Source organism: Pseudomonas sp. WS 5410 (assembly GCF_012985645.1).
Taxonomy (GTDB): Bacteria; Pseudomonadota; Gammaproteobacteria; order Pseudomonadales; family Pseudomonadaceae; genus Aquipseudomonas; species Aquipseudomonas shahriarae.
On the sequence record NZ_JAAQWS010000010.1, the window covers coordinates 84,762 to 97,663 of the forward strand.

A 12,902-nucleotide genomic window follows, 5' to 3' on the forward strand; every position below is an offset into this window, starting at 1 on the left:
CGCCTGCAGCGCGGCTCCCTCTTCTGAAATGCAATCAAATGGGGGAGCCGGGGTTGCCGGCGAAGGCGGCAAATCGGCCAAAAGGCGACATAAGGTACACTCCACTCCTGAAAACCCCACCGCAACCAGCGGTTTAAAGGTTTTGACAGGAGGATATGTGAGTAACCGAGGTGAGCAGGCACTGCTCAAACAATCGACCATCCTGATGTTCGCCGTGGCGATCGCCGGGATTGTCACGGGTGTGATATCAGGCGCCCAATCCATTTTATTCGATGGCTTTTTCTCGCTGATCGCGACCTTTATCAAGGTGCTGATGCTGATCACGGCCAAGCTGATCGCCAAGAAAAGCAATGACCGCTTCCAGTTCGGCTACTGGCACCTGGAACCCATGGTGTTGCTGATCGAGGGCAGTTTCCTGCTGTTGATCGCCATCTACGCGTTTCTCAACGGGGTGTTCGGCATTATCAATGGCGGGCGCGAGATCGAGTTGGGGCTGGTGATCATCTACGCCGCGGTGTTTACCGTGGTCGAGTTCGCCTATTTCTTCTATGTGCGCCACCGCAACCGCAAGCTGCAGTCGTCGCTGATCCAGTTCGACAACATCAGTTGGTTGGTGGACGCGATGCTCTCCGTGGGCCTGCTGGTGAGCTTCCTGGCCGCGTTGTTGCTCAAGTCCCAGGGCTACGGCGAGTGGGCGGTGTATGTCGACCCCTTGATCCTGATCCTGCTGGCCCTGAGCATGCTGGCGCCGGCCTTGAAGATCCTGCGTCCGGCCTTGCGTGACGTGCTGGGGATTGCCCCGGACCAGTTGGACGACAAGGTGCGCGAAGTGATGGATGCGGCCCAGGCCCGGCATGGTTTCGAGGACTACGTGTCCTACGTGCAGAAACACGGGCGGGCGCGGTTTATCGAGATCCATGTGGTGTTGCCGGCCGATTACCCGGTGGATAAGGTCGCGACGCTCGACGGGCTACGCGAAGAGATATCCACAGGGCTGGGCGCGCCGGACAAGGCGCGATGGCTGACGATCAGTTTTACTGGGGATCGCAAGTGGATTGCGTGATCGGCCGTTAGACCGAGGTGAGGCTCTCGCAGGCAAGCCAGCTCCCACATTCGACTGCGTTCCAACGATGGAACCCGTTCAAGTGTGGGAGCTGGCTTGCCTGCGATGGGGCCGGGAAAATCAGCCGAGAAACTCGCTCAACCCCTGATAGCAGGTAGCCAAATGGTAAGGCGTAGTCGACGGCATATCCCGCCGGCTCACCTCACCCTTGGCATCCAGGCACTCATTCCAGCCCCTGGCATGCAGGAAGTGCTGCTGCAACGCCAGCAACTGTCGCTCCAGCACCGCCGCGCTGCCCGGGCGCAAGGTCAGTGCCCGCAGGTACTCGGCCTGGGCCCAGATGCGCTGGGTGGCGTCACGCACGCTGCCGTCCAGTGCCAACATGCCGCTGACGGCGCCAGTGAGGTTATCCACACCGGTTTGCTCGGCATAGGCAAATGCCCGGCTCAGCGAGGCATGCAGCGCAGTGCCGCGCAGCAGGGGCGAGGACTCCAGCAGGAAGAACCATTCAAACTGATGCCCTGGCTCGAACCAGTTATCCACAGCGCCCAGGGGTTTCTCCATCATCACGCCATGCTGGCGCTCGATAAAGCGCTGTTGCATGGCCGTCGCCAGTGCCAGCAGGGCCTGTTGCACCGCCGCGTCTTCACGCACCGCGAGGGTGGCGAGGAAGCCTTCGGCCAGGTGCATCAGCGGGTTCTGCAGCGGCCCGGACTTGAGGGACGACCAGTTACGCTCCAGGACCGCCTCATACAGGCCGTCGCCCGTGGCAAAGCGCTCGGCGACTACTTCCAGGGCGGCATTGAGCACCGACTCCACCAACGGCTCGCGGACCTTGGCCCAGTAATGGGCGCAGGCGAAGATGATAAACGCGTGGGTGTAGAGGTCTTTGCGCTGGTCCAGCGGATTGCCGTGGGGGTCGATGCTGTAGAACCAGCCACCGTGTTCGGCGTCATGGAAGTGCCGTTGCAGCGAGCGAAACAACGCCGCAGCGCGCTCTTGCGCAAACGCTTTGCCTGGCTCGCCGATCAGGCTGGCAAACACATACAACTGCCGGGCACAGGCCATGGCGCGGTAGCGTTGCGGGGGCAAGGGGCGATGGTCGGCGTCCAGCGCCTCATAGGGCAACGCCAGCTCGGCATTCCAGCCCGGACCCTGCCAGAGCGGCACGATCAGGTCGTTGAAGTGCGTGAGCACGGCGTTCAATTGAGGCTTGTGGGCGGAGCTTGGAGCGATGGGCATCGGCTGGCGTCGTCACGGCAGGGGTGTTTGCCGCGCATGGTAGCAGGCTTGAGAACAGTGGTGTCTGTGCGAGCGCTATCGCGGGCAAGCCCGCTCCCCATTTTTGAAGTGTGAACCCCTTCAAATGTGGGCGCTGGCTTGCCTGCGATGAATCCCTTACAGGCACCGCAAGGCTCAGCCCGCCAGCAACCAGGCCCCCGTCGCCGCCGAAGCCGCGCCCGCCAGCCGCACCAGCGGCGCCGCCGCAGCCGGCAAGAAGCGCACCAGCGCATACCCGGCCGCGTGCAGCACCGCCGTCGCCCCGACAAACCCGGCTGCATACGCCCAAGGGCTGGTCATGTCCGGCAGTTCCAGGCCATGGGCCACGCCATGGAACAGGGCAAACACCGCTGTTGCGGCCACGGCCAGCGCCACCGGCGGGCGAATCGCCAAGGCCACCGCCAGGCCCAGGGCCAGTACCGACGCGGCAATCCCGCTTTCCAGGGCCGGCAAGGCCAACCCTTCAAACCCCAGCACGCCGCCGAGCAGCATGGTGCCGACAAACGTACACGGTAGCGCCCAACGCGCCGCCCCTTGTTGCTGCGCCGCCCATAGGCCGACGGCCAGCATCGCCAGCAGATGGTCCAGCCCGCCGAGGGGATGGCTGATGCCGGCCACCAGGCCATTGTCGCCGTGGCCCGGATGGGCAAAGGCCAGGGCTGGGATCAGTAGCAGGGTGGCGGCGGCAAACAGTTTGTTGAGGCTCATAAACAGCTCCTTGGTAGGGGATCAGGCTGCGGTCAGCAGGCCCTGGCGTTCGATAAAGGCGACGATTTCTTCCAGGCCGACGCCGGTTTTCTGGTTGCTGAAGACAAACGGCTTGCCGCCGCGCATGCGCTGGGTGTCGCTGTTCATCAGTTCCAGCGAGGCGCCGACCAGCGGCGCCAAGTCGATCTTGTTGATCACCAACAGGTCCGACTTGCAGATCCCCGGCCCGCCCTTGCGTGGCAGCTTGTCGCCGGCCGACACATCGATCACATAGATGGTCAGGTCCGACAGCTCGGGGCTGAAGGTGGCCGACAGGTTGTCGCCGCCCGACTCCACCAGGATCAGGTCCAGGCCTGGGAAGCGCCGGTTCAGTTGATCCACGGCTTCGAGGTTGATCGACGCGTCTTCGCGAATCGCCGTGTGCGGGCAGCCGCCGGTTTCTACGCCGATGATGCGCTCGGGTGCCAGGGCCTGGTTGCGCACCAGGAAGTCGGCGTCTTCGCGGGTATAGATGTCGTTGGTGACCACCGCCAGGTTGTAGCGATCACGCAGGGCCAGGCACAGCGCCAGGGTCAGGGCGGTCTTGCCGGAGCCAACGGGGCCGCCGATACCGACGCGCAGGGGTTGTGTGTTCATGGGTTTCTCCTAGGAACGGAACAGGCGGCTGTACTGGCGCTCGTGGGCCATGCATGCCAGGGACAGGCCGAACGCGGCGCTGCCAACGTGATGGGGATCGCACTGGCGGGCGTCCTGCTGGGCTTGTTGCAGCAACGGCAGCAGCTCGCTGGTCAGGCGTTGGGCGGCCTGCTGGCCCAGGGGCAGGGTCTTCATCAGCACCGCCAACTGGTTTTCCAGCCAGCTCCACAGCCAGGCAGCCAGGGCATCCTCGGGGCTGATCGCCCAGGCGCGCGCGGCAAGTGCCCAGCCCAGGGCCAGGTGGGGTTCGGGGGTGGCGTCGAGAAAGCGGCGCGCTGCGTCATCCAGTTCCGGCAGACCGTTGAGCAGTTGTTGCAGGGAGTAGCCCATTTGCCGGCTCTCCTGGAACAGTTCGCGGGTTTCGCGGCTGGCACGATGCTCTTCGCAGAGCTGGCGCAGGCGCGTCCAGTCCTGGTCGGCGGCGGCCTGGCAATGGGCAAGCAACAGCGGCGCTTCGAAGCGTGCGAGGTTGAGTAGCAGTTGGTCGCTGATCCAGCGTCGGGCGCTGTCGGCATCGCTGACACGGGCATTGTCCACGGCCATTTCCAGGCCCTGGGAATAGCTGTAGCCGCCAATCGGCAATTGCGGACTGGCCAGACGCAACAGCGCCCAGGCCGGATTCACAGGCGCACGCCGAACTGATGCAGTTTGGGCGGGTAGTTGAAGTCTTCGTCACCGTGGCGTGAGTGATGATGACCGCCACCGTAGGCGCCGTGCTCGGGCTGGAACGGTGCTTCGAGGGTTTCGGCATGGGCCCCCAATTGCTCGAGCATGGCCTTGAGCACGTAGTCATCAAGCAGGCGCAGCCAGCCGTCACCCACTTGCAGGGCCACATGGCGGTTGCCCAAGTGATAGGCCGCGCGGGTCAGCTCGAACGCGCTGCTGCAGGTCACGTGCAGCAGTTGTTCAGGGCGCGCGCAGACACGTACGACACGTCCGTCTTCAGCCTGTAGGAATTCCCCATCGTGCAGCGGCGGCTGACCGCGCTCCAGAAACAGGCCGACGTCTTCTCCCTCGGCACTGAAACAGCGCAGGCGGCTTTTGCTGCGGGCTTCGAAGTTCAGCAGCAACTCTGCGGCCCAGGTGGGTTGGGGGGCGATTCGGCGGTGGATCACCAGCATCAGGAAGCTTCCAGCTATGAGCGATAAACAGGCTAGAGCAAGGGGCTTGCCAACCCTGCTGGACGTAGGAAAACGCCGTAGGTCTGGGGCGTTGCGCCACTAAACGGGGCGAGGGGGTGGTGAGGGAGTGATTCATTGTGGTGCGTCAGGGGCTGCGCAAGCACCTGAATTGGGCGATTTTGGCGGAGCCCGCCAGGTGTTTTGCAGGGCGTTTCCTTCAGCTACTTGTCCCAGGGTTGATTTGGGATTGCTCCTACGCGCATAGGGGATTCCTCGTTCATATTTCTACGCGTCGTTTCACTAGGATTTCGCCCCCGTGTTTAATCCATTGCGACGTTCCTCATGTTTAAGTCATTTTTATGTGTAGTCATGGTCGGTCTGTTTGGCATCACCTCATCGGCCTCGGCCAACTTCAATAAGCGCACCACTTCCCTGGCCCCTTTCAGTTCATCGTTGCAGGCCGTGCCGCAACCCACCATCGAGAGTGTGGTCGACCGCGCCCATGAGTTGCTGGGCACCGCGTACACGTGGGGCGGCAGCTCCCAGGAGCAGGGGTTCGATTGCAGTGGCTTGTTGGTCTATCTGTTCAAGACCGAGGCCAATATTGTCATCCCGCGCACCACGGCGGCGATGCACCGGTCAACGGCGGCGACGATCAAGCGTGATGCGCTGCAGCCCGGCGATGCGGTGTTTTTCAAGGCCAATGGCAGCAGCCAGGTCGGCCATGTCGGCCTTTATGTGGGTGAGGGCAAGTTCATTCATTCGCCGCGCAAGGGCAAGAGCATCCGCATCGACTCCCTGGCCAACAACTACTGGAAGAAGAACTACACCACCGCCAAGCGTTTTCACACGGTGCGTTGACCGCGCTACTCGGTGCTGCCCAGGCCTTGCCAGTGCTTGAGGCCGATAAAGATGAAGCGCAGTTGCTGGGTGATCTTGGCCTGGGGCGTGAGATGCGGCGGCAGGGCGGCGGCGGGCGGGTCGATGATGTCGGGCAGGGTGGCGAACACGCTCTTGACGATCAGGTCGGCCATCACATGCAAGCCGTCGGCATCCAGGTGCTGGAGCTTGGGCATCAGCGTCAGGTCGGCTGCCAGGTCCGAGGTGATGTCCTCGCGCAGCGCGCCGATGGCTTGGCGCACGGCCAGGCAACCGCCGTATTGCTCGCGGGCCAGGAACAGGAATTGCGAACGGTTGGCCGCTACCACATCGAGAAAGATCCGCACCGAGGCATCAATGATGCCGCCCATGACGAATTCGTTGTGGCGTACCAGGCGGATGGTGGCGCGGAAGGTCTGGCCGACCTCACTGACGAGCACCAGGCCCAGTTGGTCCATATCGGCAAAGTGACGGTAAAAACCGGTGGGCACGATGCCGGCGCTCTTTGCCACTTCACGCAGGCTCAGGCTACCAAACCCACGGCCACCCTCCATCAGATGGCGGGCTGCGTCCATCAAGGCAAGGCGGGTCTGTTGCTTCTGTTCGGCGCGGGGGAGCATTGGCAGCTGGGCTTTGTAGACAAGGACAGCGACGCACTCTAGCAAAACAACTTTACCGGCGTCGAACTTGAAACAGGGCAAAAGGGGGGTAGGTCCCACAAAGTCAAAGCCCGATCACTGGGGATCGGGCTTTTTTCAGGGCCGGCACAGGCTTAGCTCGTAGCTTTATGCATGTCATCCAGACGGTCGGAGCCGCCCTCGGCAACGAATTCGCGCTGTTGCAGGCGGTCCGAGCCACCTTCAACCAGACCTTTCTGTTCCAGGCGATCACGGCCGCCTTCGGCTACGAATTCACGTTTCTGCAGGCGCTCAGAACCGCCTTCAACCAGGCCTTTCTGTTCCAGGCGATCGCGACCGCCTTCGGCGACGGCGTTGCGCTCTTGCAGACGGTCGGAACCGCCTTCAACCAGACCTTTCTGTTCCAGGCGATCGCGGCCACCTTCGGCAACGGTCTGGCTGATGTGCGCGGCGTCAGCCTTGGCTTGTGGGATGGCTTGTTCTGTGGCTGGCAGGGCAAAAGCGCTGGTGGCCAGGACGGAGAGTGCAACACTGAGCAGTAATTGGCGTTTCATGAGAGTGGCTCCTTGGGAGGGCGATAAAGTGGGTACGGAGCCAATGCTACTCTCGATATCTCGATATAAAAGTTCATAAACGCAATGGTAATAATCAACAGAATTGATTGTTCTGCGCCGAGGCTCTAAATCGCGGCTCTCAAGCACGCGCTTTTGCACCGAGGTGGGTATTTTCGACACGGGCGTGGGTAACAACGGTGCGTCATTGATGAAATAAGCTGTCGGATTAGTCAGAAAAAACGCTTTTCACTGCTAATTGCCCTCTGCGGTTAAACCCCCAGGCCATTTGCCAGTCGTAGCCATATAAGCTTTAGCCCTTGCGCGCGTTGCCCGTGGCACGCGCAGTCGTAATCAGGAGCCCTGTGCAATGACGCGCACTCGTAAAATTCTCGCCTGGAGCAGTGCTTGCTTCGTCCTGCTGATCGCCGCAGTGGTACTGATCCTGGTGTTCTTCGATTGGAACCGGATCAAGCCGCAACTCAATGCCAAAGTCTCCGAAGAGCTGCATCGCGCCTTTGCCATCAATGGCAACCTGGCGGTGGTCTGGCAGCGCGAGGCGGACGAGGGCGGTTGGCGCGCCTGGGTGCCGTGGCCCCATGTGGTGGCCGAAGACCTGAGCCTGGGCAACCCCGAGTGGTCGAAAAAACCGCAGATGGTCACCCTCAAGCGCGTTGAACTGCGCATCTCGCCCTTGGCCTTGCTGGCCCAGCGCGTGGTGATCCCGCGCATCGACCTGACCGAACCGAGCGCCGAGTTGCAGCGCCTGGCCGATGGCCGCGCCAACTGGACCTTCACCTTTGATCCCAAGGATCCGAATGCCGAACCGTCCAACTGGGTGGTGGATATCGGTGCCATTGGCTTCGACAAGGGCCACGTGACCCTCGACGATCAGACCCTCAAGACCCGTCTCGATGTGCTGATCGACCTCCTGGGCAAACCCATCGCATTCAGCGAAATCGTCGGCGAGCGCGATGCCAAAAAGGCCCTGGAGCAGGGCGCGACACCCCAGGACTATGCCTTTGGCCTCAAGGTCAGCGGCCAGTACCACGGCCAGAAACTCGCGGGCAGCGGCAAGATCGGTGGGCTGCTGGCCCTGCAGGACGCTGCCAAGCCATTCCCCCTGCAAGCCCAGGCGAAAATCGGTGATACCAGTATTGCCCTGGCTGGCACTCTGACCGACCCACTGAACCTCGGCGCCCTGGACCTGCGCCTGAAACTGTCCGGCACCAGCCTGGGCAACCTTTACCCACTGACCGGCGTGACCCTGCCGGACTCGCCGGCCTATTCCACCGATGGGCGCCTGATCGCCAAGTTGCAGGAGGCCGGCGGTGCGTCGTTCCGCTATGAGAACTTCAACGGCAAGATCGGCAACAGCGACATCCACGGCGACCTGGCCTATGTCGCCAGCCAGCCACGGCCCAAGCTCAGCGGCGCGCTGGTGTCCAATCAACTGCTGCTGGCCGACCTCGCGCCGCTGATCGGTGCCGATTCCAATGCCAAGCAAAAAGCCCGTGGCGGTGAAAGCAAGCAACCGGCGACCAAGGTGTTGCCGGTGGAGGAATTTCGCACCGAGCGCTGGCGCGATATGGACGCGGATGTCGAGTTCACCGGCAAACGCATCGTCCACAGTGCCGAATTGCCCTTTACCGACCTCTACACGCACCTGGTGCTCAACGACGGCCAACTGAGCCTCGAACCCCTGCGCTTTGGCGTGGCGGGCGGCAAGCTGGATGCGCAGATTCGCCTCAATGGCCGCATCACCCCGCTGGAAGGCCGGGCGAAACTGACGGCGCGCAACTTCAAGCTCAAGCAACTGTTCCCCACCTTTGAACCGATGAAGACCAGCTTTGGCGAGCTCAATGGCGATGCCGATATCGCCGGGCGCGGCAACTCGGTGGCAGCGTTGCTGGGCAGTGCCAATGGCGATCTGAAAATGCTCATCAACGACGGTGCGATCAGCCGTGGCTTGATGGAAATCGCCGGGCTGAACGTGGGCAACTATGTGATCGGCAAACTGTTTGGCGACAAGGAAGTGAAGATCAACTGCGCGGCGGCAGATTTCGGCATCAAGACCGGCCTGGCCACCACCCGCCTGTTTGTGTTCGATACCGAGAACGCGATCATCTACATCGACGGCACCGCGAACATGGCCAGCGAACAGCTGGACCTGACGATCAGCCCAGAGTCCAAGGGCTTTCGCCTGTTCTCGCTGCGCTCGCCGTTGTACGTCAACGGGCCGTTTATCAAGCCCAATGCCGGGGTCAAGACGGTGCCACTGTTGTTGCGTGGCGCAGGCATGGTGGCGCTGGGTGTGATCGTCGCCCCTGCGGCGGGCTTGCTGGCGCTGGTGGCGCCGAGTGGGGATGAGCCGAACCAGTGCGTGCCGCTGTTGCAGCAGATGCGGGAAGGCAAGGCACCGAAAACGGTGAAAGGCTAACTGAAGAAACCGATAGCTCAATGTGGGAGCGGGCTTGCCCGCGATAGCGGTGGGTCAGTCGCTAAAATGCTGACTGATACACCGCTCTCGCGAGCAAGCCCGCTCCCACCGTCGTTAGCTGTGCTGGCAGCCTTACAGGTCTTTGAGAATGTCCGCCATATCGTCAGCGTGCTCTTCTTCCTGGGCCAGGATGTCTTCAAAGATGCGGCGGGTGGTCGGGTCTTTCTCGCCGATGTACTGGATGATCTCGCGATAGCTGTCCACCGCGATGCGCTCGGCCACCAGGTCTTCGTAGACCATTTCCTTCAAGGTCTTGCCGGCTACGTACTGCGCGTGGGAGTTCTTGGACAGCAGGTCCGGGTTGAACTCGGGTTCGCCGCCCAGTTGCACGATGCGCTCGGCCAGTTTGTCGGCATGTTCCAGTTCCTGGTTGGCGTGCTCCAGGAACTCATCGGCGGCGACGCTGGCTTTCAGGCCGCTGGCCATGAAGTAGTGGCGCTTGTAGCGCAGCACGCAGACCAGTTCGGTGGCCAGCGACTCATTGAGCAGGCGCAGGATCTCTTCGCGGTCGGCGCTGTAGCCTTCGGTCACCGCGCCGTTTTCCACATTCTTGCGTGCACGTTCGCGAAGGGTGCTTACGTCAGACAAATGCATGTCAGTCATTTCAATCTCCTGAGGCTAATCCGGTTTTGCGCCACACTCTCGGGGCGTGATCGCTCCAAGTTGTGAGTGCTGCGCGGCGCAAAAAGTTTTATCGGATGTTGCCGGGTGTCATATCGGTGGCGGCAGGGCTGGTCTAGGATCAGCCTAATCGCCTCTTTCAAGGACGTTTGCCCCTATGACGCAGACATTGGCTACACGTTATCCCCTGGTTTTGGTGCCAGGCATGCTCGGGTTTGTACGGTTGCTGCTGTACCCGTACTGGTACGGCATCATCCCGGCCTTGCGTGCCGGCGGGGCGCAGGTGTTTGCGGTGCAAGTGGCGCCGCTCAACTCCAGCGAGGTGCGCGGCGAGCAGTTGCTGGTGCAGATCGAGCAGATACGCCGCCAGACCGGCGCCGACAAGGTCAACCTGATCGGCCATAGCCAGGGCTCGCTCACCGCCCGTTACGCAGCGGCCAAACGCCCGGAATGGGTGGCTTCGGTGACGTCGGTGGCGGGACCCAATCACGGCTCGGAGTTGGCAGACTACCTGCACACCCACTACCCGGCCGACAGCGCCAAGGGCCGGATCATGAGTGCGCTGTTGCGCCTGGTGGGCGTGCTGATGGGGCTTCTGGAAACCGGCTATCGCGGCCCGCGTTTTGCGGCGGATATCCACGCCTCCCATCAGTCGCTGACCAGCGCGGGTGTGGCGCTGTTCAATCGCCAGTACCCTCAGGGCCTGCCAGATACCTGGGGTGGGCAGGGCGCCGAGGAAGTGGGCGGTGTGCGCTATTACTCCTGGTCCGGCACCCTGCAGCCGGGCAAGACCGATCGCGGGCGCAACCTGCTGGACGGCACCAACCGCAGTTGCCGGCTGTTTGCGCGGACCTTCGTCAAGGAGAAAGGCCAGTGCGACGGCATGGTCGGGCGCTACAGCTCACACTTGGGCACGGTGATCGGTGACGACTATGCGCTGGACCATTTCGATATCGTCAACCAGTCGCTGGGCCTGGTGGGCAAGGGGGCCGAGCCGATCCGCCTGTTTGTCGAGCATGCTCAGCGGTTGAAGGCGGCCGGGCTTTAACGTCTTACGGGCGTCGTCCAGCGCTCCGACAAAATCACCCCACCCAGTGTCAGTACGCCGCCGACCAGGTGATACAGCGCCAGCTGTTCCTTGAGCACCACTGCGGCAATCAGCGCGGTGATCAACGGCAGCAGGTTAAAAAACAGCGTGGTCCGGCTCGGCCCCAACTGCTTGACCGAATGCATCCACGCCAGCGGCGCAATCATCGAGGCCAGCAGGCAGGCGTACACCACCAGGCCAATATTCGACGGGCCGAGGCCGACCTTGTCCGAGGCCAGGAACAGTGGAAACAGCACCACCACAGCCACCAGCACCTGCAAATACAGGAGCACCAGGGGCGGCAGGCGCAGCTGCCATTTTTTCAACAGGGTGCTGTAGATCGCGTATGCCAGGGTGGCCACCAACATCATCGCGTCACCCAGGTTCACCCCGTGTTGCAGCAGCGCGCCGAGGCTGCCGGCCGACACCACCACCGCCACCCCGGCAAACGACAGTACCGCCCCGGTCAGGGCGCCGAAGGTCAGGCGCTGGCCAAGGCTGATAATCGCTGCAGTCAGGGCCATCAATGGCATCAGCGACAGGATGATCCCCATATTGGTGGCGCTGGTCAGGCTCGCGGCGTAGTACGCCAGGCTCTGGTAAACCGCCATGCCGAGCACGCCGAGCACAGCGATCTTGCCCAGGTTGGGGCGGATCGATGCCCAGTTGGCAATGACCGGCTTGAGCATGAACGGGGTGAACAGGATGGCCGCCAGCAGCCAGCGATAAAAACCGATCTCGGCCGGAAAAATCGAGCCCACGGCGAGTTTGTTGACCACGGTATTGCCAGCCCAGATAAAGATGGCCAGCAGCGGATAAGCGTATTGCATTGCAAGGAACCAGGAACGTTAGTGAGGGTTGATTATCCTTTGTCTGGATCGAAGCCTATACTTTGATCCAGACAAGCCGCCTTTGTATCCAGACAATATGTCCAAGACCTACATCAACCTGCCCGATTTCGACGTGCTACCGGCCCCGGTGTACTTCCGCTACTCGGAATTTGCCGCCGACAGCCGCGCCTCCCGCCATCAGCATGCCTGGGGCTCCCTGGACTACTCGGCCCGTGGCGTGATGCGCTTTGAAGTGGGCGGCAACCGGTTTATGTCGCCGCCGCAATACGCGGTGTGGATCCCGCCCAACACCCAGCACAGTTCCTACAATGCCCAGGCGATTGTCTACCGCTCGGTGTACCTGTCGCCGTCGTTGTGCGAGCTGTTGCCCAAGCAGCCCTGCACCCTGACCATCAGCAACATCCTCAAGGCGATCCTCAGTGATTTCGCCGAGCGCGACGTGAACATCCCGGCCAACGAGGCCGACGTGCGCCTGGCCCAGGTGCTGGTGGACCAACTCCAGCAGGCGCCGGTGCATGACTGTTTCCTGCCGTATGCCAGCAGCCCCGGCCTGCTCAGCGTGCTTGAAGGCATGCAGGCCGATCCTGGGGACAACCGCGCGCTGGCGCTGTGGGCGCAGCAGGTGCATGTCAGCGAGCGCACCCTGGCCCGGCAGTTTGTGCGCGAACTGGGCATGAGCTTTGGCGAGTGGCGTCAGCGCCTGCGCTTTCTGGCGGCCATCGAGGCCCTGGAAAGCACGCGCAGCGTGCAGGAAGTGGCGTTTGACCTGGGCTACAGCACCGCCTCGGCATTTATTGCGATGTTCCAGCGCCAGGCCGGTTGTACGCCGGAGCAGTATCGACGAACGAACTTACGTAGCAGGTGAAGGTGTAACAGGCTTTGTCTACACTGCAGGGGAGGCCGCGC

At 62.2% G+C, this 12,902-nt stretch carries 14 protein-coding genes; 5 read left to right on the forward strand and 9 right to left on the reverse strand.

Annotated elements, in window-relative coordinates; genetic code table 11:
* The first annotated feature begins 157 nt into the window (after positions 1–157).
* A complete protein-coding gene (locus tag HBO24_RS16135) occupies positions 158–1,063 on the forward strand; it encodes a cation diffusion facilitator family transporter (protein WP_057437459.1) in 906 nt (301 codons plus the stop codon).
* A gap of 120 nt (positions 1,064–1,183) precedes the next feature.
* Here the strand turns inward: HBO24_RS16135 and HBO24_RS16140 are convergent, their stop codons facing one another.
* The 5 genes from HBO24_RS16140 to ureE all read right to left on the reverse strand — a co-directional run bounded on the left by HBO24_RS16140 (position 1,184) and on the right by ureE (position 4,869).
* Positions 1,184–2,305 (reverse strand): AGE family epimerase/isomerase, encoded by a 1,122-nt coding sequence (locus HBO24_RS16140; RefSeq protein ID WP_057437461.1) that lies wholly within the window; start codon positions 2,303–2,305, stop codon positions 1,184–1,186.
* 174 nt (positions 2,306–2,479) lie between these two features.
* Positions 2,480–3,052, reverse strand: a complete 573-nt coding sequence (locus HBO24_RS16145) for a HupE/UreJ family protein (RefSeq protein ID WP_170059992.1) — start codon at positions 3,050–3,052, stop codon at positions 2,480–2,482.
* Between the two features lie 21 nt (positions 3,053–3,073).
* Positions 3,074–3,688 (reverse strand): urease accessory protein UreG, encoded by a 615-nt coding sequence (gene ureG / locus HBO24_RS16150; protein ID WP_003217431.1) that lies wholly within the window; start codon positions 3,686–3,688, stop codon positions 3,074–3,076.
* Positions 3,689–3,697: 9 nt separating this feature from the next.
* Positions 3,698–4,372, reverse strand: a complete 675-nt coding sequence (locus HBO24_RS16155; RefSeq protein WP_170059993.1) for an urease accessory protein UreF — start codon at positions 4,370–4,372, stop codon at positions 3,698–3,700.
* Complete coding sequence (gene ureE, locus HBO24_RS16160; protein ID WP_057437471.1) at positions 4,369–4,869, reverse strand: urease accessory protein UreE; 501 nt, start codon at positions 4,867–4,869, stop codon at positions 4,369–4,371. The genes HBO24_RS16155 and ureE overlap by 4 nt, the downstream gene beginning before the upstream one ends.
* A gap of 342 nt (positions 4,870–5,211) precedes the next feature.
* Between ureE and HBO24_RS16165 the strand changes: the two genes are divergently transcribed.
* On the forward strand, positions 5,212–5,730 hold the full coding sequence (locus HBO24_RS16165) for a C40 family peptidase (protein WP_057437473.1): 519 nt from the start codon (positions 5,212–5,214) through the stop codon (positions 5,728–5,730).
* A 5-nt stretch (positions 5,731–5,735) separates the two neighbouring features.
* On the opposite strand, the gene HBO24_RS16170 is transcribed toward HBO24_RS16165, so the two are convergent.
* A complete protein-coding gene (locus HBO24_RS16170) occupies positions 5,736–6,368 on the reverse strand; it encodes a TetR family transcriptional regulator (RefSeq protein ID WP_057958175.1) in 633 nt (210 codons plus the stop codon).
* Positions 6,369–6,520: 152 nt separating this feature from the next.
* Positions 6,521–6,940: a hypothetical protein gene (locus HBO24_RS16175; RefSeq protein ID WP_169959877.1), complete on the reverse strand. Its 420-nt coding sequence runs from the start codon at positions 6,938–6,940 to the stop codon at positions 6,521–6,523.
* A gap of 367 nt (positions 6,941–7,307) precedes the next feature.
* Between HBO24_RS16175 and HBO24_RS16180 the strand changes: the two genes are divergently transcribed.
* Positions 7,308–9,377, forward strand: a complete 2,070-nt coding sequence (locus tag HBO24_RS16180) for an AsmA family protein (RefSeq protein WP_057958176.1) — start codon at positions 7,308–7,310, stop codon at positions 9,375–9,377.
* Positions 9,378–9,509: 132 nt separating this feature from the next.
* On the opposite strand, the gene HBO24_RS16185 is transcribed toward HBO24_RS16180, so the two are convergent.
* Positions 9,510–10,040, reverse strand: coding sequence for a ferritin-like domain-containing protein (locus HBO24_RS16185; RefSeq protein ID WP_029297770.1), 531 nt, complete (start codon positions 10,038–10,040; stop codon positions 9,510–9,512).
* Positions 10,041–10,215: 175 nt separating this feature from the next.
* Between HBO24_RS16185 and HBO24_RS16190 the strand changes: the two genes are divergently transcribed.
* Positions 10,216–11,106, forward strand: coding sequence for a triacylglycerol lipase (locus HBO24_RS16190; protein ID WP_170059994.1), 891 nt, complete (start codon positions 10,216–10,218; stop codon positions 11,104–11,106).
* Here the strand turns inward: HBO24_RS16190 and HBO24_RS16195 are convergent.
* Positions 11,103–11,975 carry a DMT family transporter gene (locus HBO24_RS16195; RefSeq protein WP_115127276.1) on the reverse strand — a complete coding sequence of 291 codons (873 nt, stop codon included), beginning with the start codon at positions 11,973–11,975 and terminating at the stop codon, positions 11,103–11,105. The genes HBO24_RS16190 and HBO24_RS16195 overlap by 4 nt on opposite strands.
* A 97-nt stretch (positions 11,976–12,072) precedes the next feature.
* On the opposite strand from HBO24_RS16195, the gene HBO24_RS16200 reads away from it, so the two are divergent.
* Positions 12,073–12,861, forward strand: coding sequence for a helix-turn-helix transcriptional regulator (locus tag HBO24_RS16200; RefSeq protein WP_120734393.1), 789 nt, complete (start codon positions 12,073–12,075; stop codon positions 12,859–12,861).
* Positions 12,862–12,902 lie beyond the last annotated feature (41 nt).

Coding starts and splice junctions, on each gene's coding strand:
- HBO24_RS16170 (WP_057958175.1), bottom strand. CDS start 6,368: ATGCTCCCCCGCGCCGAACAGAAGCAACAGACCCGCCTTGCCTTGATG.
- HBO24_RS16180 (WP_057958176.1), top strand. CDS start 7,308: ATGACGCGCACTCGTAAAATTCTCGCCTGGAGCAGTGCTTGCTTCGTC.
- HBO24_RS16175 (WP_169959877.1), bottom strand. CDS start 6,940: ATGAAACGCCAATTACTGCTCAGTGTTGCACTCTCCGTCCTGGCCACC.
- HBO24_RS16190 (WP_170059994.1), top strand. CDS start 10,216: ATGACGCAGACATTGGCTACACGTTATCCCCTGGTTTTGGTGCCAGGC.
- HBO24_RS16195 (WP_115127276.1), bottom strand. CDS start 11,975: ATGCAATACGCTTATCCGCTGCTGGCCATCTTTATCTGGGCTGGCAAT.
- HBO24_RS16200 (WP_120734393.1), top strand. CDS start 12,073: ATGTCCAAGACCTACATCAACCTGCCCGATTTCGACGTGCTACCGGCC.
- ureE (WP_057437471.1), bottom strand. CDS start 4,869: ATGCTGGTGATCCACCGCCGAATCGCCCCCCAACCCACCTGGGCCGCA.
- HBO24_RS16145 (WP_170059992.1), bottom strand. CDS start 3,052: ATGAGCCTCAACAAACTGTTTGCCGCCGCCACCCTGCTACTGATCCCA.
- HBO24_RS16140 (WP_057437461.1), bottom strand. CDS start 2,305: ATGCCCATCGCTCCAAGCTCCGCCCACAAGCCTCAATTGAACGCCGTG.
- HBO24_RS16165 (WP_057437473.1), top strand. CDS start 5,212: ATGTTTAAGTCATTTTTATGTGTAGTCATGGTCGGTCTGTTTGGCATC.
- ureG (WP_003217431.1), bottom strand. CDS start 3,688: ATGAACACACAACCCCTGCGCGTCGGTATCGGCGGCCCCGTTGGCTCC.
- HBO24_RS16185 (WP_029297770.1), bottom strand. CDS start 10,040: ATGACTGACATGCATTTGTCTGACGTAAGCACCCTTCGCGAACGTGCA.